Source organism: Frankia sp. CeD (genome assembly GCF_000732115.1).
In the GTDB taxonomy this organism is placed as follows: domain Bacteria; phylum Actinomycetota; class Actinomycetes; order Frankiales; family Frankiaceae; genus Frankia; species Frankia casuarinae.
Genome location: NZ_JPGU01000004.1, coordinates 1 through 20,578, shown reverse-complemented (window position 1 = coordinate 20,578; position 20,578 = coordinate 1). Strand labels below are relative to the sequence as shown.

At 68.8% G+C, this 20,578-nt stretch carries 13 protein-coding genes and 1 pseudogene; 6 read left to right on the top strand and 8 right to left on the bottom strand.

Annotation, left to right across the window (positions count from 1 at the left end):
* Positions 1 to 103: 103 nt before the first annotated feature.
* Positions 104 to 589: a bifunctional nuclease family protein gene (locus tag CED_RS04165; RefSeq protein WP_035908710.1), complete on the top strand. Its 486-nt coding sequence runs from the start codon at positions 104 to 106 to the stop codon at positions 587 to 589.
* Positions 590 to 1,160: 571 nt separating this feature from the next.
* Here CED_RS04165 and CED_RS04160 read toward each other — a convergent pair.
* Together CED_RS04160 and CED_RS25005 are read right to left on the bottom strand one after the other, a co-directional pair.
* A complete protein-coding gene (locus CED_RS04160) occupies positions 1,161 to 2,057 on the bottom strand; it encodes an IS3 family transposase (RefSeq protein ID WP_235186891.1) in 897 nt (298 codons plus the stop codon).
* An 11-nt stretch (positions 2,058 to 2,068) separates the two neighbouring features.
* Positions 2,069 to 2,359 carry a transposase gene (locus CED_RS25005; RefSeq protein ID WP_035908708.1) on the bottom strand — a complete coding sequence of 97 codons (291 nt, stop codon included), beginning with the start codon at positions 2,357 to 2,359 and terminating at the stop codon, positions 2,069 to 2,071.
* Between the two features lie 620 nt (positions 2,360 to 2,979).
* Here CED_RS25005 and CED_RS04150 point away from each other — a divergent pair.
* Positions 2,980 to 3,852 carry an SDR family oxidoreductase gene (locus CED_RS04150; protein ID WP_035908707.1) on the top strand — a complete coding sequence of 291 codons (873 nt, stop codon included), beginning with the start codon at positions 2,980 to 2,982 and terminating at the stop codon, positions 3,850 to 3,852.
* Between the two features lie 56 nt (positions 3,853 to 3,908).
* Here the strand turns inward: CED_RS04150 and CED_RS04145 are convergent, their stop codons facing one another.
* The 4 genes from CED_RS04145 to CED_RS04130 all read right to left on the bottom strand — a co-directional run bounded on the left by CED_RS04145 (position 3,909) and on the right by CED_RS04130 (position 11,955).
* A complete protein-coding gene (locus CED_RS04145; RefSeq protein ID WP_152569693.1) occupies positions 3,909 to 6,257 on the bottom strand; it encodes a M28 family peptidase in 2,349 nt (782 codons plus the stop codon).
* Complete coding sequence (locus CED_RS04140; protein ID WP_035908705.1) at positions 6,254 to 7,672, bottom strand: FAD-binding oxidoreductase; 1,419 nt, start codon at positions 7,670 to 7,672, stop codon at positions 6,254 to 6,256. The genes CED_RS04145 and CED_RS04140 overlap by 4 nt, the downstream gene beginning before the upstream one ends.
* A gap of 72 nt (positions 7,673 to 7,744) precedes the next feature.
* Entirely contained in the window at positions 7,745 to 9,223 is a 1,479-nt protein-coding gene (locus tag CED_RS04135) for a tryptophan 7-halogenase (protein ID WP_035908703.1), read from the bottom strand.
* Between the two features lie 53 nt (positions 9,224 to 9,276).
* Positions 9,277 to 11,955, bottom strand: coding sequence for an amino acid adenylation domain-containing protein (locus tag CED_RS04130; RefSeq protein ID WP_160172361.1), 2,679 nt, complete (start codon positions 11,953 to 11,955; stop codon positions 9,277 to 9,279).
* Between the two features lie 1,003 nt (positions 11,956 to 12,958).
* On the opposite strand from CED_RS04130, the gene CED_RS04120 reads away from it, so the two are divergent.
* The 4 genes from CED_RS04120 (at position 12,959) to istB (ending at position 19,461) form a co-directional block, all read left to right on the top strand.
* A complete protein-coding gene (locus CED_RS04120; protein ID WP_035908701.1) occupies positions 12,959 to 15,436 on the top strand; it encodes an excinuclease ABC subunit UvrA in 2,478 nt (825 codons plus the stop codon).
* Positions 15,437 to 16,066: 630 nt separating this feature from the next.
* The gene (locus tag CED_RS04115; protein ID WP_152569692.1) at positions 16,067 to 16,648 is read left to right on the top strand and encodes an ISAs1 family transposase; all 582 of its coding nucleotides are present in this window, start codon (positions 16,067 to 16,069) and stop codon (positions 16,646 to 16,648) included.
* Between the two features lie 315 nt (positions 16,649 to 16,963).
* A complete protein-coding gene (istA, locus tag CED_RS04110; protein WP_063613402.1) occupies positions 16,964 to 18,580 on the top strand; it encodes an IS21 family transposase in 1,617 nt (538 codons plus the stop codon).
* Between the two features lie 86 nt (positions 18,581 to 18,666).
* Positions 18,667 to 19,461 (top strand): IS21-like element helper ATPase IstB, encoded by a 795-nt coding sequence (istB, locus tag CED_RS04105; protein WP_051868669.1) that lies wholly within the window; start codon positions 18,667 to 18,669, stop codon positions 19,459 to 19,461.
* A 546-nt stretch (positions 19,462 to 20,007) separates the two neighbouring features.
* Here istB and CED_RS25730 read toward each other — a convergent pair.
* Positions 20,008 to 20,139, bottom strand: a complete 132-nt coding sequence (locus tag CED_RS25730; protein ID WP_255361088.1) for a hypothetical protein — start codon at positions 20,137 to 20,139, stop codon at positions 20,008 to 20,010.
* Between the two features lie 177 nt (positions 20,140 to 20,316).
* Positions 20,317 to 20,578, bottom strand: a pseudogene (locus CED_RS04095) (IS66 family transposase); the annotation flags it as partial.

Below are 20,578 nucleotides of genomic sequence, written 5' to 3'. Positions count from 1 at the left end.
GCGCGCTGACGCCGGACGGAAGCGGGGATACTGTCTCCCCTGTGGGGTTTTCTGGCTCCGGTCACAACATCCCGCCCCGCCCCACCTGCGAGGAGGTAGATCGGTGCATCGGCTGGACATCGTCGGCGTGCGAGTCGAGCTTCCGTCGAAGCAGCCGATCGTCCTGCTCAAGGAGGTGGGCGGTGAGCGGTATCTGCCTATCTGGATCGGTGCTGTCGAGGCGACGGCGATTGCCTTCGCCCAGGAGGGCATCACGACGGCTCGACCTATGACCCATGACCTGATGCGGGACGTGTNGCGTGCGCTGCAGACGGACCTGACCCGGGTGACCATCACCGACCTCCAGGACGGCGTCTTCTTCGCCACGCTCGTGTTCGGCAACGGGGTGGAGGTCTCCGCCCGGCCGTCCGACGCGATCGCGTTGGCGATGCGGATGGGAGCGCCGGTCTACGGGGTCGAGGCGGTCCTGGCCGAGGCCGGGATCACCGTTCCCGAGGAACAGGAACAAGAACAGGAGAGCGAGCTGGAGAAGTTCCGGGAGTTCCTTGACACGATCTCCCCGGAGGATTTCAACACCCCCGGCTCCTGAGGGTTCCCGGCTCCCGAGGCTTCCCAGCCCTTGGCGTNCCCGCCTGGGAGCAGGTCGGCCGCTGAGACTGTCAGCGAGCCGTGGCCGAGGTTGGCTGTGATCCACTGTGATCCACAGTGCGGGCAGTATCGGGGCGAGCTTCCGATTTGACCGATCTGTTGAATGACGTCCGCTGGACTCCAGACACGCCGGCTTAGATCATTGAAGGAACCGCGCGTCGCTCCTACGGTCGGGAGAGCCCGACCGTAGAGTTCGTGCCCCTGCCCGCGGTAGACGTGGCGGAACGGGCTCTCTCCGGCTCTGACCTTGCCGGGCCGTGGCAACGGCGTGATGTGCTCTGCCCGGTTCCGTGCCGACGGGTGGACGGGCGGTCCCGGATTACGGGCACAGGGGTGCCACGCCGCGGCCTCGCCGGCCGTCGGTGGTCGGGGAGTCGTGCGGTCGAGGTGATCGTGGCAGGCCGCACGACAGTGGAAACGGTTCGATCGGGCCGGGTGTCCGGGATGGCGGCGTCGGGTGACGTCGGCGGTCGGGACGGATGGAGCGTTCCCGATTTTGTGGACAGTACTGACTATGCTACACGAAGGACTTGTCTGTCAAATTTCTCCTCGTATTCGACGGGGGTGAGGTAGCCGATCGCGGAGTGTATCCGCTGCCGGTTGTAGTAGATCTCGATGTATTCGAAGACTCCGGTTCGGACGCGGTCGAGGGTGTCGAACGGGTGGAGGTGGATCAACTCCTTCTTGAGGGTGGCCCAGAAGGACTCGGCGGCGGCGTTATCGAAACAGATCCCGGTGCGGCCGACGGAGTTCCGGACGTTGTTGGCGCGGCAGAAGGCGACGAACTCGTGGCTGGTGTACTGGCTGCCGCGGTCGGCGTGGAAGATGACGCCGGCGGGCGGCCGTCGGGNGGTGATGGCCATACGTAGGGCGTCGAGGACGAGGTCGGTGCGCATATGGTCGGCGACAGCCCATCCCACGATTTTCCGGGAGAACGCGTCGATCACGGAGGCAAGGTAGACCCAGCCGTCCCAGGTACGAATGTAGGTGATGTCGCCGAACCACAGCTGGTTCGGTGTGGCCGCGGTGAAGTCCTGGCCGACGAGGTCCGGCAGCGCCGAGGGTGCGGCGGCCTGCACCGTGGTGACCGGCCGGCGGGGCCGGGGGTGCACGCTGACCAGGCCCATCGTCACCATCAGCCGGTGGACCCGCTTGTAGGCGACGGCGACGCCCTGGCGGCGGAGCTCGTGGAAGATCCGCCGGACGCCGTAGCGTCCCTGGTGGCGGTCGAACACGGCTCGGATCATGGTGGACAGGGTCGCGTCGTCCTTGTCCCGCTGGGACGGGCCGCGTTTCTTCCAGGCGTAGTAGCCCTGCCGGGAGACGTCGAGTTTCCGGCACATGTAGTCGACGGGGAACGTGTGCACGCCGTCGGCGGAGGCAGGCTTCCTCGGAGCATGGGTCGAGATGAACTCGAACTTTACCTCTGCTCGCTCGCGAAGAAGCTCGCCGCTTTTTTTAGGAAGGCGATGTCCATCTGGGCCTGCGCGTACTTCTTCCGGAGCTCCTCGAGTTCCGCGCGCTCCGACACCGACAGCGGCCGTTCCTCGTCCTCGCTGTCGTCCTTCGCCTTCTTCACCCAGTTCCCCAACGTGGCCTCGTGGATACCCAGACTCTTCGCGACGTCGGCGACCGGCCGGCCCGAGTCGAGCACCAACCTTACCGCCTCGGCCTTGTACTCCTGGGTGAACTTCCGGCGAGTTGATCCCATCACGATCCTTCCCTATGGACCAGTGAACCTCATGTTCGCTGTCCACGGAAGCGGGACCGCTCCACTTCGGCTGCGGGCAGGCCCTGCCACGGCTACCTCCACGCGGTCCTGACCGGCATCGGCATCGGCATCGGTATTGGCGAGCGCCTCGCCATCAGAGCGCTGGCCCGGCGACACACCGCCCCCTGCCCNCCCCGCCGTAGAGAGCGTGCGTGGTCCCTGGCCCTGGACACCCGGAACCACCAGTTCTGAGGTCATAGAGAATCCCGAGGACCTGGTTTGTAGCGCCAGCGCCCAGCCACCGGTCCGGAGCCCGAGGGTGACCTCGCAGGCCGCCGCCCCATCTACGACGCCGCGATCAACCGCGCACCAGTCGAACTAGGGTTCGGTCGCCACGGGATGAGTGGAGCGCTGAGAGCGTCGCGGTGCAGGCCGGCGATCCTGCGATTCCTTTGCGCCGCTATCATGGCCGCACATCTCCCGCACCTGCCCGCGATGCACGCCCCCTGACACGCGCGCTGCGCAGAGCTGAGACGGTCCGCCCGCTCCGTAGACTGAAGCGGGAGCCATCGTCAATGGCCACCCCACCAAGCAGGTTCTCGATTCAGCTAAGGAGTACGTTGTCTAACTCACTCAAGGGCCAGGTAGCGGTCGTGGCAGGCGCGACCCGCGGAGCAGGCCGAGGCATCGCGCGTGAGCTGGGCGCCCAGGGCGCTACCGTCTACTGCACGGGACGTAGCATCGCCGGTCNCCCCGCCAGTGGGAACCGCCCGGAGACCATCGAGGAGACGGCGGAACTCGTCGCCCGCGACGGTGGCGTCGGCATCGCCGTCCAGGTCGACCACACCGTTCCCGAACAGGTCGAGGCGCTTTTCGAGCGGATCCGGGGGGAGCAGGACGGGCTCGACATTCTGGTCAACGATGTCTGGGGCGGCGACGAGCTCACCTCGTGGCAGACGCCATTCTGGGAGCTGGACCTAGCCAAGGGCCTTCTCATGCAGCAACGAGCCGTGCACTCGCACATCATCACCTCTCGCTATGGCGCGCCGCTGATGGTGGGCCGCCGCAGCGGACTGATCATCGAGATCACTGATGGCTACAAGCCTGACTACCGGGGCAACCTCTTCTACGACCTGGCGAAGTCCTCTGTCATCCGGCTAGCCCTCGCGATGGCGGAGGAGCTACGGGACTACGGTGTGACCGCCCTCGCTGTCACGCCGGGATTCCTGCGCTCGGAGGCGATGCTGGATAACTTCGGCGTCACCGAGGAGAATTGGNGCGACGGCGTCGCCCGGGATCGCCATTTCGCTGGTTCGGAGACGCCGCACTATATTGGGCGGGCCGTGGCAGCCCTTGCCGCCGACCCGGACATCGCCAAGCTGGCCGGCCAGCCGCTGGCTTCCTGGCACCTCATGGAGCGGTATGGCTTCACCGACATCGACGGGAGGCAGCCGCATTGGGAGAATTTCACCGCCGAGCTCTACCGGCGCTGACCACGCGCGACAGATGAATGGTCAGGCCCGGCAACTTCGCCTCACCACGTGGCGGCTCAAAGCCTTAGCCACGTGACCACGAACGTGCCGTTGCCCCACGCGTCAATGTCCAACGCCGCGGCGGGATGTCCTGGTCCCGGCTCGTCTTCGGCCGTGCCGACCGTCAGCCCGTCGGTACGATCCATCAGGCGCACCCATACGGGAGCCTCGTCCAGTTCGAGATCCACCTCCACCCCGCTCGGCCCGGGGGCATAGATCCACAGCTCCCATGGCCGGTCGTCGGCCCGTCCTGCGCTGGCGGCGGTCGACCGGCCCTCCAGGGACCATGTGTGCACGGCTCCCCGCGGCACCGCGACGGAGATCTGGCGCGCGCCTCGTTTCGAAACCACCCGGAGCCTGACCTGACGCCGACCAACCCTGCTCGGCACGTCGGCGAGGATCTCTGCGGCAGGGGCAGGCAGGTCGACCGGATCGGCCGTGGCGTAGAGGAAGTCGCGCTCCCACCCGGGAAAAAACAGCGGCAGGCGACCACGCCGTGGTGCGTCACCCAGCCAGCGCCTGGTCCATGCGCTGGGAGCCGCGTCGCTACTGGCGAACAGCGCCTCCTTCGTGTCCGTGTCCAACAGGTAGCTCAAGGTCTCCGGAGGCGTCGCGCCGCCGGCTGGACGTGCCAGCCGGTAGGCCACCACACCCGCTGCGGTCGCCGTCCCCAGGGCGACGACGAGCGCGCGAGCCCGTGGTGGCAACGTCCAAAGAGCAGGCGCGGCGATCTCTGCGCACAGCTGCCACGCGAGCGCCGGCGCGGCGGCGAGACGCGGCGTGAGACCTTCATAGAGCAGCCGCGATAGCGGGCTCAGCAGCATCATGCCGCTGGCCGCTGCGGTCGCGGCGCCGAGCCGAGCCACCGTGGGATGGCCGCTGCCCGCCAGCACTCCAACCGTGCCACCGAGCAGCGGCCAGGTGGTCAGGTAGCTGCCACCGGGCATCGCGACTGACAGCAGCACCGACGACACCGCCAGCGGCGGCAAGGTGGCGCCCAGACGCTGCCAGGGGCCGCCGGCGCTGGTGGCATCGCCTACCAGGGCCAGCGACGCGGCTACACCGATCATCGCGGCATACACTTCGTCGGTCCGGTGAAAGTCGCCGGACCTGCGGAAATGCGGGCTGCGGTGGCCCAGCACCCAGGTCAGCCCGGTGCTGAGGGCAGGGCCGGCGAGCAGGCGGGCGGNCTGAGCGGNGNCGGCCCNGCCGGNGNTCCATCGACCGCCCTCGGGCGTGCGGCGCCCGAGGAGCGCGGCGGCCGCCGCCGAGGCGCCGACGAGAGCCAACGGCAGTGCCGCACGTGCCGGATAATGCACGAGCCAACCCCGGCCCAGGCTGAAATACACCTCGTCTGGGCCGTCGAGGCTGTTCAGGTCCGCCTGGCCTAGGCCCCGGACCAGGCTAAGCATGTTCTCGCCCTGGTGTTGGAGGGTGCCGGGGTCGAGATGGCTGAAGTCGTCGCCGGGGCCATGGTAGTGGATGAACCCACCGATGTTGGCAAAGTTGAGGCCGGGTAGCCCGCGCTCCTTCGCCAGCGTGAAGTCCGTCGTGTTCGGCATCCTGCGGTAGGCCTCGTCGAACAGCGAACTCGCGAACGCACGGTGCGGAGTAAGGGCCAGCCTGCGGACCAGGGGGCCACTGCGCGGGCCGGTCTCGAACATCAGCGCTGGGCCGCTCGTCCCGCGAGACTCGAAGTTCAGCACCGCCGCGGCGCGTGCGGCGGCCGGATGGTCATTGAAGAACGCCCGGGCGCCGAGCAGACCGGCCTCCTCCCCGTCGGTCAGGACGACGATCAGGTCGTTGCGCAGCGGAGGCCCGGTGCGCAGGGCCCGCAGGGTCTCCAGCACCGCCGCGATGAGCATCCCGGCGTCGCTCACCCCGGGGCTGTGTTCCACGGAGTCGTAGTGGGTCATCAGGAGCAGCGCCGGACCCTGTTGGGTTCCCGGCAGCCGGGCGACGATATTGTGCACCCGGCCCCCCGCCCGGTAACGCACGCCGTAGGGTGCGGGGCCGAGATCGACCGCTGCCGCGCCGACCTGGACCTCCNCCTCCAGGCCTAGGTCGCGCATGTGGCTCACGAGCCACTCGCGCACCCGGTCGTTGGCCGGTGAGCCGACCGGCCTCGGCTCGGCGGCGATCTCGCGCAGATGGTCCGCCGCCCGGCCGGCGGAAAAGCAGTCAGCCGGCGCCTCGGTACCGGCGGCACGCGGCGGCCGCATCGCGCGGGCGGCTGCCACCGCGGTGCTGATCGCCACCGCAGCGGGCAGGAATCGCCCGCCTCGAAGAAGAGGGCGCAGCAGGCGGTTGGCGGTCGCAGCCAGCCGCGTCCCGCGGGCGAGGCGAGAGACAGTTGCTCCCGTCATGTGATGGCCTGGGGGAAGCGAAAGAAGTGGGCCGGGTCGTAGGCAGCCCTCACCCGGGCCAGCCGCGGGTAGTTCGAGCCGTAGTACCGCTCGCGCCAGTCTGGCAGCGCGGGATCGGTGAAATTCTGATAGGTGTACGGAGAGGCCCAGCGCTGGAGCGTTGCCCAGCAGGAGTCGGCCCATTCGGCAGCGGCCTTCTGTTCCACGTCGGGAACGCTCTCCACCATGCCGACCGCGTAGCCCACGTAGAACCGGCTGTCCCGGTGGACGAAAGCGGTGGCGTCGGGCGGCACCCGGTTGATGGCACCGCCGAAGGTCAGGAAGTCCAGATTGCGCATCTGGCCCGCCTGTCGGGCCGAGTCGAACACCCCGAGCATCACCCGTATCCCTTCTCCGGGGATCGCGTCGCGGATGAAGTTGCCGCGGGCCCGCGCGAAGGCCACCCGGGGCAGTTTCGCCTCGGGGTTGTGACCGACGGTATGACACTCGGCCGTAGTCATTCCCTCGCAGCCGAACCAGTGCAGCAACCCGTCCAGATACGGACCGGTCTGCTGGGAGAAGCTTTCCGGCTCGATCCCGACGACGTCCACCAGGGCCCGCAGCAGACCGTCCAGGTCGCTCGGCCGTTCGAGCCACGCGCCGTGCACGTTGAGATGGGGCTCGTTGCCGTCGGCCGAATCCTCGAGCTCGATGCTCAGCACTGGGGTCATCTCGTCCGGCGTAGTGGGCGCCCAGCGCTGCCAGGCCTCGACGACCGCTACCGCATCGGACCACGCCCAGCTCAGCGAGTAGTTGGTCATCTCCCGCACCGGCACGGGCCGGAAGGTGAAGGAGGTGGCGATCCCGAAGTTACCGCCGCCACCGCCGCGCATCGCCCAGAACAGGTCCGGGTGGCCGTGCTCGTCGCACCGCACCACGCGGCCGTCGGCAAGCACTACCTCGATGCCGAGGACGTGGTCGACGGTGAGGCCGTGGCGGCGGCCCTCGAGGCCGAGGCCGCCGCCGAGCGCCAGCCCGGCGATCCCGACGGTGGGGCACCACCCGGTCGGCACGGCCAGACCGCTCGGCAGCGTCCGGTCGTAGACATCGACGATCTGCGCGCCGCCCTGCACCCGCACGGCGCCGCCGTCGATCTCTACCGCGTTCATCTGGGAGACATCCACCACCATTCCGGAGGTGGTGGAGTAACCCGCGAAGCTGTGGCCCCCGCTGCGAGGCACGGCGTGGATGGCAAACCTGTGGGCGAACGCCAGTGCCTCCGCGACGTCTTCGGGCGACGCGCAGTAGATGACGGCTTGGGGGCGGACGGAGCCGAACTGCCGGTCCGCGAGGCTCCGAGCCTCATCGTAGCCGGCGTCGCTGGGTAGCACCACCGCGCCGGACACGCCAAGCTGCAGCGCCTGCCAGTCTGGCATCGGAACGAGATGACCGTTGATTGTGTTCCTCCTGTGTCGCCGAGGAAGGGGTGACGGAATTAGGCGCCGGGATCAGCTGCGCGGGNGAACCCACCGCAGCCCGTCCAGCGAGCTCACCAGCCCATCGGGGAACAGGGGTGTCTCGTCGCCTGCCTCGGCGCCCAACCACGCCTGCGCCTGGACGCGGACTCCCTCGGCCATTGCGTTCGCCACGACGCCGGCGGCGTGCAGTGTTCCGCGCTGCTCAGTCAGTTCCTCGGCTGCGTCCGCGAGCGAGCGGGAAGTGGTGGCGAGATGCCGCGCGACCGCACCTGGCGCCAGCTTCTCCTCGCCGGACGCGACGCCGCCCACCAGTTCCACAAAGGCCTCGAACTCCGACAGCGGGCAGTTCGTTATCTTCTTGGCCTCCCAGAAATATGACTGTTCGTTGGCCTGCATGCCGTAGAAGGAAACCAGGAACTCGTAGAAGACGCCGTATTCACGGCGGTACCGTCGTTCGAACTCATCGAACGCTTCCTGCTCGCCCACCGTCCCCGCGAAGAGGCTGTTGATGGACCTGGCGGCGAGCATTCCGCTGTATGTCGCCAGGTGAACGCCGGAGGAGAAGACCGGATCGACGAAACAGGCCGCGTCCCCGACGAGGACCATGCCAGGACGCCAGAATCGCGTGTTGCAGTACGAGTAGTCCTTGCGCACCCGCAGCTCGCCGTAGGGCCCGCTGGTAACCCTCTTCGCGTCCGCTAGATACTCCTTGATTAGCGGGCAGGAGTCGATGAGGCTCTGCAGCGCCTGCTCGGGATCGCCCTGCACCTTCTCCGCCGAGTCGCGGTGGACCACGGCGCCTACGCTCGTCAGGTCCGGAGTCAGCGGGATGTACCAGAACCAGCCGTCGTCGAAGGCGGCCGAGAGAATATTGCCCGACGAGGGCGGGGGCAGCCGCTTCCCGCCCTCGAAGTAGCCGAACAGTGCCAGGTTCTGAAAGAATTCGGAATAATGCCGTTCACCTCCCACGTGGCGGTAGGTGCGGCCCTTGTTGCCGGACGCGTCGACGACGCAGCGCGCCGCCACGGTGCGCTCGTGTCCGGACGGGTCCGCGTAGCGCACACCGGTGACCCGCTCGCCGTCCTCGGTCACGTCTACGACGGCGCACGACTCACGGACCTCGACACCGTTCTCGCGCGCGTTGTCCAGCAGAATCTGGTCGAACTTCATCCGCTCGACCTGATAGGCGAACGACGTGGGACCGGCGAGCCGGGGCGACACCGCGAAAGAGAAGGTCCAGGGCTCGGGGTTGCTGCCCCAACGGAACGTGCCGCCCTGCTTCCGGGTGAAGCCGGCTTCGCGCAGCTTCTGGTCTACCCCCAGTAGCCGGGCGACCCCGTGTACCGTGGACGGAAGTAGGGATTCGCCGATCTGATAGCGCGGAAAGCGCTCGCGTTCGAGTAGCAGTACGCGGTGGCCGCTCTTGGCGGTGAGCGTGGCGACCGTCGATCCGCCGGGCCCGCCTCCGATGACGACGACGTCGAAGAGCTCCGCCGTGGGTGCGCTCATTTCTCCTCCTGATCGGTTCTGGCTGTAGCTACTGACCGGGAAGCGGTACGGCGCTAGGTCGTGGGACGGCCGGTCAGCTCGCCCAGCGCGGCGAGCTGGGCTGCGACAACTAGGCCTACCTGCGCCATCGGCCCCGTCTGCCCCATGTCCCGGTGTTCGCAGTCCACTTCGTGCTCGCGAATCTCCCCGTGTGTGAAAGGGCTCCACTGCGCGGCCGACAACCCGTCGCGGCGACCCCGAACAGCGGTGAAAAAGTGCAGGTCGCCTTGGTAGGTCTGTGGCTCGTAGTGGCGCAGCAGCTCGTGATTGGCGGCGAAGACGTCAATCACCCGCTCGATGGTACGGCTATCGAGGCTCGCCAGCGCGCTGCCCTCGCGGCGGGCGACTTCTAGGACCAGCGCTCGGTCCACTGGCCGGTCCGGCAAATCGCCGGCAGGAACATTGATGAAATGCAGAAGGTCGGCGAGAAAGGCTGGCTCGTCGTCCTCATGCAAAAGGTCGGGAGGAAGCACCGGATAGGCGTCGAGCAGCGCGAGGAGTCCGACCTCCCCGCCCTCGCGCTGAATCCGCGCGGCTAGGGCGTGCGCCACGAGCCCGCCGAATGACCAGCCGAGCAGATGGTAGGGACCGTGCGGCTGCGTCTCCCGCATCGCGGCCAGGTATTTGTCGATCATTTCGTCAAGACCGCGCAGCGGGAGCTGCCCGTCGACCAGACCGTGCGCCTGCAGCCCGATGACGGGATGACGGGTATCAATATGCGGGAGGAGGCCCGCGTAGGACCNGCTCATGCCGCCCGCCGGATGCACGCAGAACAGCGGCGGCCGGCTGCCGGCGGGGCGCAGGCGCAGCAGCGGGGCCAGCGCGGCGTCCGCACTGTCCACGCCCAGCCGACGGGCTAGGCCGGCCGGGCTTCCGGCCTCGATGACGGCGGATAGCGGGAGCGTCACGCCGAAGGTGGTCCGCATCTGCGCCACCAAGTGGGCGGCCCGTAGGGAGTCCCCGCCGAGCTCGAAAAAGTGGTCGTCGGCGCTGACCCGGGGAAGGGCAAGCGCCTCCGCGAACAGCCGGCAGAGCATCTCCTCCTGCGGAGTCCGCGGTGCCGCTGCGGACTGGCCGGCCACGACCCGCGGTGCCGGGAGAGCCGCGTGGTCGAGCTTCCCGTTGGCGGTCAGCGGAAGCCGCTCAAGCTCGACGAAGGCCAGCGGAACCATGTAGTCAGGGAGCCGGGCGGCGNCCAAGCGGCGCAGACCGGATGGATGAACGAGGCAGTCGGCCGCAGGCACCACGTACGCCACTAGTTGCGGGTCTCCCGCGTCGTGGCGCAGCGTCACGCGCGCCTGGGCGACGTCCAGGTCCTCTGCGAGCACGGCCTCGATCTCGGCGGGCTCCACCCGATGCCCGCGGATGCTGATCTGCTCGTCCGCCCGGCCGAGGAAGTCCAGGGCGCCGTCGGGCCGCCACCGTGCCAGGTCGCCAGTGCGGTACATCCGCGCGCCGGCGGCGCCGAAGGGATCCGCGAGGAAGCGCGCCGCGGTAAGATCCGGCCGCCGCAGGTAGCCGAGCGCGAGGCCGTGCCCGCTGATGAACAGCTCTCCCGGCGTACCGATCGGCACCGGACGCAGCCACTTGTCCAGCAGATGCACTCTTGTGTTGGCGATCGGCCGCCCGAGCGGGGGTGGCGTGTCGGTCGGCGCCAGCCGAATCATGGTCGCGCACACGGTGCACTCGGTCGGGCCGTACGCGTTGATCATGATCCGCCCCTGCGCCCACCGGGCGACCAGGTCGGNCGGACAGGCCTCACCGGCCACGATCAGCGCGAGGTCTGCCGGCAGCCGGTCCGCGCCCTCCTGCAGCGGGAGCACCGCCGGCGGCAGGGTGGCGTGGGTGATGCCGGCTGAGATCATCAGTTCGGCAAGGGCCGCACCCGGCGCCAGGCGCTCCTGCGGCGCGACCACGAGGGCGGCGCCGCGCAGCAGCGTCATGCTGAGCTCGGATACCGCCGCGTCGAAGCCCAGCGAGGCGAACTGCAGCACTCGGCTGCCCGGCCCGACCTGGAACGCCTCGCCCTGCGCGGTGGCCAGGCTGGCGATGCCCCGGTGGGACACAAGCACACCTTTTGGCTTGCCGGTCGAGCCCGAGGTGTAGATGAGATAGGCGGGATGATCGACGTGCAGGGGCGCTCGTCGCTCCCGGTCCGTGAGGTCGGTTCCGCGTTCCGCCGCCGCCGCCGCGAGCAGGGCGTCGAGCCGCCAGACGGGTGTCCGGGTGCGCGCGGCGCTGTCCGGATTCGGGGTGTCGCGGACTACCAACAGGAGAAACGGACGGGCGTCGGCCAGCATCGACGCGGTCCGGTCGGCCGGATGCCGAGGGTCCAAGGGCAGGTACGCGCCACCTGCCTTGAGGATGGCGAGGATCGCGACCACGGCGTCGTCCGATCGCGGCAGCATCAACGCAACGAGCCGCTCCGGCCCGACACCGAGCTCGACCAGCCGTCGGGCGAAGCGGTTGGCGTCGGCGTTGACCTGGGCGTAACTGCGTTCGCGTCCTTCGAAGCAGAGCGCGGGAGCATCAGGGGTGCGCGTGACCTGCGCCTCGAACAGCGAGATGAAGGTGGCCTCTCCTAGATCCCGGTCGGTTGCGTTCCAAGCCGGCTCAGGCCACCCGCCCACCGCGAGGTCGGGCACCTCGGCGATGGTCGCGGTGGACTGCCCAGGCGAAGCAATGCGGCTCACGGGCGGTCTCCTGGGTCGTGCTGACTCCATGTCGACGTATGGGCTACATCAGGCCATCGGTCAACAGATCGTGACTCCTCATTGTCATGAAGACATTAAAGTTGATAACAAGTTTTGTCAAGAAGTGGGTTTTACTTAGTCATGCTAGGTCAATCCGCAGGTCAGCGACTAGAGCGCGTGCGCAAGGCTGTCAAGTGAACCTGGGCCCTGGCGGGCACTCTTGGTGACCGATCGGCCGGGGCCGCGTTGACGATCACCATGCCGAGACAAGAAGAAAGGCGGGCTGCTCCACCGTCGCGGACCATCGCCCCAGCGTCTGCCGCCGGCCGCCCATGGGCCCGTAGTTCCAGCGGCCGCCAGCCCGTAGATCATCTATGGCCCGCGGGTCTTCCGGACTGGCCACAGGCCGCCGGCGCAACGGCCGCCAGCGATCACCGAGAACCCGCGCGACCATTCTGGCGGAGCACTCGGCCGGTCGTACTAGAGTCACATGTGGTCAAACATGGTGGTCACGTAACGTCAACTAGTTGATGACTGGGGAGTGCGCATGGCCTCGTGGCGGGCAATCGCAGCGGCTGAGCCGGAGTTCGCGGACCGTGTACGGCGACGGTTCGGGGACCGCCGACACAAGACACTCACCACGCTGCGGCAGGACGGTGAACCGCGCATCAGCGCCGTCGAGGCCCACTTCAGCGGCGATGACCTGGTGATGCTCCTGATGGCGGGCTCCGTCGAGGNCATGGACGTGCACCGCGACCCTCGGGTATCCCTGTTCAGCGGTTCCACAGACCCGTCGGAACACGATCTGGTCACCCAACCGGACGACGCGGAGATCGCCGGGCTCGCCGTCGGGATCCCAGAGCCCGGACGTCAGGGATTGCACTACTTCCAGGTAGACATCGTCGGCGTGACACTCACCACTACCGTTTCGCGGCCGTCCCGCCACCTCGTCATCGAGTCGTGGCGCCCGGACCACGGGCTCACCGTGAGGAACCGATAGGGGATGGCAACGCAAGCGTCCCGCGCAAGCACTACCGGATGGATCACCGTCACCGGCGCGCGCACCCNTAACCTTCGTGGCGTGGACGTCACCCTTCCCCGGGATGCCGTCGTCGCCTTCGTCGGGGTCAGTGGCAGCGGCAAGACATCGCTAGCCATCGACACGCTGCACGCCGAGGCCCAGCTGCGCTACATCGAGGGGCTGGCGCCGTTCGTCCGGCAGTACATCTCCCCCCGCGACCGACCCCAGGTCGACCGGGTGACCGGCCTCGGCGCGACCCTGGCCGTGGACCAGCGGCGTCTCAATCGGAACAGCCGGTCCACGCTGGCCACGCTCACAGGCGTGGACGCCTACCTCGGGCTGCTGTACTCGCGGATACCGTCGCTGGCCGGAGGCGGAAACAAGGTCGCCGAGCTCTCGTCCTCCCATTTCGACAGGTACAGCGCCGACGGCGGCTGCACGGCCTGCAGCGGGGCCGGGGTCACCTTGAGCGCCGATCCTGACCTCATCATCGTCAATCCTGACGCACCGCTGGCCAAGGGCGCGTCCACCTGGTTCGACCGGTTCCGGTCCGGCGAGCAGGCCGCCGTGCCCTTCCTCGCCGGGCGGTACGGCGCGGATCTCGAGCAGCCCTGGCGGACCCTGCCGGCCGAGTTCAGGAATGCGCTTCTCCACGGCACCGGCGACCAGGCCGTGGATGTCAGCATCGACCTGCCGAACAAGAACTCCGACAGCGAGGTCACCGTCCGCTGGTCCAAGCCCCTGATCGGCGCGGTAGCCGACGTGGAACGGCTGTTCGCCGCGGCGAAGACAGAAAGCGCCAAGCAGCGCTATCTCCCCTACATGCGCATGGTGGACTGCGTTGAATGTGGCGCCACCGGTTTTGGCGTCCACAGCCGGACCGAGCGGGTCGGCGGTCTTACCTATGCGGAAGTCGTCGGGCGCCCGGTCAGCGAAGCCGCAGGGTGGCTCGCCAGGATCGAAACCGATCTGACGTCGATCCAGCGCGAGGTCGCGCAGGCGCTCGTGCCGGAGCTGGCCGGCCGGGTTGGGCTGCTCGGTCAGCTTGGCCTCGGCCACATCCAGCTCTCCCGGCCGGCCCCGACGATGTCCGGCGGGGAGCTGCAGCGTGCCCGGATGGTTGGGCAACTCGCCAGCGGGCTCACCGGGATCGTGTACGTCCTAGACGAGCCGACCAGCGGGCTGCACCCGGCGGACAAGGTGCACCTAGTGGACATCATCTGCGGCCTTCGCGACGCAGGGAACACCGTCCTGCTCGTCGAACACGATACCGAACTCATCGCCAAGGCGGACTGGGTCGTCGAGATCGGCCCGGGCGCTGGCGAGCGCGGCGGAACGTTAGTGGCGTCCTGCCCGCCGGCGGAGCTGGCCGACTTCCCGCAGTCGCGGACGGCCCCCTACTTGTCCGGTGTGAAGCCACGCGTGTCGCGGCCTCGCCGCGCGCCGGCACTCGGCTGGCTCACCCTCCTCGACGCCCGCAGCCACAACGTGCACCTGCCCGAGCTCCGGCTCCCGCTCGGTGTGCTCACCTGCCTGACCGGGATCAGTGGCAGCGGGAAGAGCAGCCTGCTTCGCGACTGCCTCGGCGACGGTGTCGCCACTGTGATCGAAGGCAGACGGTCCGGCTCGCTCGGGAGTCTGCGCGGCGGGGAAGCCGTTGGGTGGGTCAGTCTGGTCGACCAGGAACCGATTGGCCGCACGCCACGGTCTAATCCTGCGACATACTCCAAGGCGTTCGACTCCATTAGAGCGCTTTTTGCGGACACGGACGCGGCCCGCGCCAAGGGCCTCAGCGCCGCGGACTTCTCCTTCANCTCCGGCGGGGGCCGCTGCGAGGCCTGCGCCGGCTACGGCCTCCGCTCCGTGGACATGCATTTCCTGCCGGATGTCACTGTGGTGTGCGAGGCGTGCGCCGGCCGGCGGTTCGGTCCGGCCGTCCTCTCGGTCCGGTACTGCGGCCTCTCCGTCGACGAGGTCCTAGCTCTCACNGTCGACGAGGCCGCCGAGGTTCTGACGAAGCCTGCGGCACTGACTGCGGTGCTGCGGACCCTGCGCCAGGTCGGGCTCGGCTACCTCCAACTGGGGCAGAGCTCCACGGAGCTATCCGGCGGCGAGGCCCAGCGCCTGAAGCTCGCGGCCACGCTCACCCGCGGCTCTCGGGGCAGGCGGCCGGGTCTCGTGCTGCTAGACGAGCCGGTGACCGGGCTGCACCCGGACGATGTCCAGCGGCTGGTGAATACCTTCGACGCGATTCTCGATACTGGAAGCACGGTGGTCCTCGCCGAACACGACCTGCACGTGGCTGCGGCCGCCGACTGGGTGGTCGATCTCGGACCGGGCAGCGGGGATGCCGGCGGACGGATCTGTGCGGAGGGCCCGCCCGAGGAGATCGCCGCCGCGGGCGGGCCGACGGCCGCGTATCTGGCCCGGCTTGTCGTCACGGATCCGGCCGCCGTGTGAGGGCCGGGCCGCTGCGCCGAAGCGGCCCCTGGCGGAGGGAACGGCGCGGGGGAGCCGCGCTCTGACCTATTCCGCCAGTACGTTAAAAGCAGGCCTGGCCAGGTGTCCGCCGCCAAAGGTCGACAAAGNCGTTACCAGCGTGGTTGGCGGCGCGTAGTGCCCGGACGTGCCCCGCGCGGATTGACCGCGTTGTCCGCGCCCACATCGCGACCACAATGATCATGCTAAATGCGGCCCGGCCCCCGCAGAGGGAGTCGGGCCGCCGGCTCTCTGTATGCCGTCGATCAGAGGCAGGCCGGCGAAGTCAGGTTTCGGTGGGCGACGGGCCGCGGGTGGCTTCCCAGGGGCTACTGCACGCCGGCGTCGACATCACCGTCATCGCGCTCTGGCTCGGCCACGAGAACGTCGCGACGACCCAGATCTACATCCACGCCGATCTCGCGCTCAAGGAGAAAGCCCTCGCCCGCACCGCGCCAGCCGGAACAACCCCCGGCCGATACCAGCCACCAGACCCCATCATCAGCTTCCTCGAAAACCTCTGCATTATCCCGACCTCACGGCCGTGGCCACCGCCCCCACCAGCGGCGACCACGGCACGTCGGCATAACGAAGACGTCACCATAAGACGCGCTGCATACCCAGGACGACACCGCCGCCTGGCTCGTCGAGCGCGGCGCCCACTACCTGATGGTCGTCAAGGCGAACCGGCCGACCCTGCACGCCCAGCTCACGGCCCTGCCCTGGACGAAGGTCCGCACCGCGTCGACAACGACCAGCCGCGGCCACGGCCGCGCCGAACGCCGGACCGTGAAGGCGACCGAGATCCGCGCCGGGATCGACTTCCCGCACGCCGTCCAGGCCGTCCGGATCACCCGCCGCCGCCGGTCGCTGACCAGCGGCGCGGTCACCAGCGAGACCATCCACGCGGTGACGAGCCTGCCCTCCCACCAGGCCAGCCCGGCCCAACTCGCCGAACTCGCCCAAGGGCACTGGGCGATCGAGAACCAGCTCCACTGGGTCCGCGACGTCACCTACGACGAGGACCACCACCGCGCCCGCACCGGAAACGCACCCCAGGTCATGGCCAGCCTCCGCAACCTCGCGATCACCATCCTGCGCCTGACCGGCACCACCAACATCGCCCAAGCGCTACGCCACCACGCCCGCCGACCACAACGACCACTCGAAACAATCAAGAAGATCAGTTGCTAACCAGCAACTTTGCCGCGGCCCTGGGCACCAGGCAGGCTCCTATCAGGCCACACAGCCGTCCGGCCGTGACCCGGCGGGGGGCCGCACATCACAGGACAGGCCACGCGTAAAAAATCGTGGCCTTACGGATGTGGACGATCACGTAATTCCTCAGTCGNGAGGGGCTGACGGTCACGTAATTCCCNAGCCGGATCACGTAATTCCCCGGGGGGACGGGGTGCGTGTCGGGCTTGGGGTGGTCCTCCCGTTGGAGCACAGTTGCTCCTCGTCTGCGCAGGTCAGGCGGGGGGTGCGATGGCGAGGAGAACCTTCGAAGTGATCGACATTGTGGAGATCCTGGTTCACTGGCACGCTGGCCGGTCGCGCAACGAGATCGCGGCGAGTCTGGGCGTGGACCGCAAGACGATCCGCAAGTACCTGGCCCCGGCGGAGGCCGCCGGTCTGACCCCGGGCGGACCTGGGCTGTCGGAGACGGAATGGGCCGCGCGGGTGCGCGGCTGGTTCCCGGAGCTGGCCGACACTCGGTTGCGGCAGGTCACGTGGCCGGCGATCGGCGCCCATCACGAGTTCATCACCGGCCAGCTGAGGGCGGGGGTGCGGATGTCGACGATCCACCAGCGGCTCGTCGACGAGCATGGCCTGGCGGTGTCGGTGGCCTCGCTGCGCCGCTACATTCGCGCGAACGTCGCCGAGGAGGCCCGCCGGGCGGGGGTGACCGTCCGCGCGCTGACCCCGACCGAGGCGGGTGAGCAGGCCCAGGTCGACTACGGCCGGCTCGGGATGTGGACCGACCCGGTGTCGGGGCGACGGCGGACGGTGTGGGCGTTCGTGATGGTGCTCGCGTTCTCCCGGCACATGTTCGTCCGACCGGTTCTGACCATGGACTCCCATGCCTGGACGGTCGCGCACGTCGAGGCGTTCGGTTTCTTCGGTGGCGCGCCGGGCCGGCTCGTGCCGGACAATCTGCGCACCGGGGTGGACCGTTCGGATCTTTACGATCCGAAGCTGAACCGGGCCTATGCCGAGCTCGCCGCGCACTACGGGGTGCTCATCGATCCGGCGCGGGCGTTCAAGCCCCGCGACAAGCCGCACGTCGAGCGGCAGATGCCCTACGTCCGCGACAGTTTCTGGCGCGGACGGGACTTCGCCTCGCTGCCCGAGATGCGCGCGGCCGCCCTGACCTGGTGCATCGAGGTCGCAGGTGCCCGGGCGTGCCGGCCACTGGACGGCGCCGCCCCGCTGGCGGTGTTCACCGCGGCGGAGCGGGAGGCGTTGCGACCGCTGCCGCCGGCACCGTTCGTGGCGGCGCGCTGGTCGACGGCGAAGGTCGGCCCGGACATCCATGCCCGCGTCGACGGTGTCCTTTACTCCCTGCCCTGGCGCTACCTCGGGCAGACCGTGCACGCCCGCCAGACCGCGGCCATGGTCCAGTTCTTCGTCGACGGGCAGCTCGTCAAGACCCATCCTCGCAAGGACAGGGGCAAGCAGACCGACCTGAACGACTACCCACCCGAGAAGATCGCTTTCCACCTGCGGACTCCGACCTGGTGCCGCACCCAGGCCGAGAAGATCGGCCCGGCCTGCGTCGAGCTGATCGCCGCCCTACTCGCCGACAACGCTCTCTACCGGCTGCGCGCCGCCCAAGGGGTGATCGGCCTCGCCGAGAGGCACGACCCGGGCAGGCTCGAGGCCGCCTGCGTCAAGGCCATCACGGTCGGGGATCCGTCCTACCGCACCGTCAAGGGCATCCTCGCCGCCGGCACCGAGCGCGCTCCGGCGCCCCCGAGCAGCGGGGACGGCGGAGCGGCGGCGTTCCTCCACGGCCCCCAGGCGCTGTTCGCCGACGTCATCCCCCTGGCCGTCCCGCCCACCGCCACCGGCACGGACCCGGCCACCACGACCGGCCCCGACCCGGCCGAGGAGGCGTCGTGACCAGCCCGAACCCGCCGGCCCTGGCCACCAGCGTCGCGAACACCGTGATCCCCCCAGCCGCCACCGAGCAGGCAGGACACCCGACCATGACCACCACCCTTCCGCCCGCCGTCGTCGACCGCGCCGCCCTTCAGACCACGCTGCGCGCGCTGAAACTGTCCGGGATGCTCGACACCCTCGATGCCCGTCTCGCCCAAGCCGCCGCCGGCCAGCTCGGCCACCTGGAGTTCCTCCAGGTCCTCTGCNCCGACGAGATCNCCCGCCGCGACGCCACCGCCCTGGCCCGCCGGCTACGCCGCGCCCGCTTCCCCGAACAAGCCACCCTCGAAGGGTTCGACTNCACCGCCAACCCGAAGCTGCCCGCCGCCGCCATCCGTGACCTCGCCGCCCTGCGCTGGCTCGGTAACGGCGAGTCCGTCATCCTGTTCGGCCCCGTCGGCGTCGGCAAGACCCACATCGCCCAGGCGCTGGGCCACCAAGCCGTCCGGACCGGCGCCGACGTCCGCTTCACCACCCTGTCCCGCGCTCTGGCCGACCTCGCCGGCGGGCACGCCGACGGCACCTGGACCCGCCGCCTGGCCGAACTCGCCCGACCCGCCGTTCTCGTGCTCGACGACTTCGCGATGCGCGAGCTCACCGCCACCCAAGCCGACGACCTCTACGAACTCGTCCGGGAACGCGCCGGTAAGTCGATGATCCTGACGTCGAACCGGTCACCCGTCGACTGGTACCCGCTGTTCCCGAACCCCGTCGTCGCCGAGTCCCTGCTCGACCGGCTCGTCAACGCCAGCCACCAGATCTTCATGAACGGCCACAGCTACCGACCCAACAAACGCCCACGAACAGCCGCGATCCCCCCGGCCACCGAGACCACCCGCTAACATCAACACCACGGGCCACCTGGGGAATTACCTGCTCGCAACCCCTGGGGAATAACGAGATCGCCCACACGGAGGATGTCGCGTTCCTCGCGGAGCTGCCGGTTCTCCTTCCGGAGACGGTTCAACTCCTCGCATGCGGCTGTGGTCAGCTCATCCACTGCGGCATCTTCCTCCCGGGAGACGTCCTGGGCCCCGCTGCGGATCAATTGTCCCGGCGGGCCATATTCCTTCGACAGGATCTCGGGCATCCGACCGGCACGGACAAGATTTACCAAATGCCGGCGGAAATCTGCAATGCACGGCGGTTTTGATCTCGGCACCTGCACTCCTCCCTGGGGCCATTATCTTTAAGAGCCCAGGTGTGAACAGAATCGGGTCAACTTCAAGTTGAGTGAGAGCAGCCCGACACTAATCTGTGATCTCGATGCGACATCTGGGCCGGTCCTTGCATCTCGCGACCAGCCAACTGGCGTCCTGACCGGCCGCAGTGATCGCCGCGTACTTGCTGCCTTCCAGAGCGCAGAACAGCCGTCGTGGGGTGAACTCTCACGTCGAATTGTTGGCGGTTCCGGTCAGGCGCAGGATGGTGATCGTGAGATTGCGCGGGCTGGCCGTGATCTGGAGTACGTTGCCGGTGCGGGCTTGGTGGCGGTCCTCGTCGTAGGTGACATCGCGCACCCGGTGCAGCCGGTTCTCCATGGACCAGCGGCCGCGGGTGAGGCTGGTGAGAAGGTCGTGGCTGGCCTGGTGGGTCGGCAGACTGGTGATTGGTAAGAGTTCGGTGATGGCGTGGGTGGGCGGGCCGAAGGCCCGGCCGGTGTTGCCGGTCGGGTGGTTTTCGGCTTGTGGGTGGGGTTAGGGCTCGGGCCCGTCGGGTGGGCCGTCCTGGGGTGGGTCGGTGCTGGGAGGGCTGCCGGTCTGGGTGGTGGTCTGCCAGGTGAGGAAGGGTTCGAGGGCGGGGCCGGCGGGTGCTTTCCCGCCGGCTGTGGCGCAGGCGTTCAGGTAGCCGGTCAGGAACGCGAGGGGTTCACGGCCGTTACGCTCCGCGGTGGCGACGATGGTCCAGACCCGGGCGGCGAGGTGCGCGGCCCACTCAGCGTGTGCGCCGTAGTAGTTC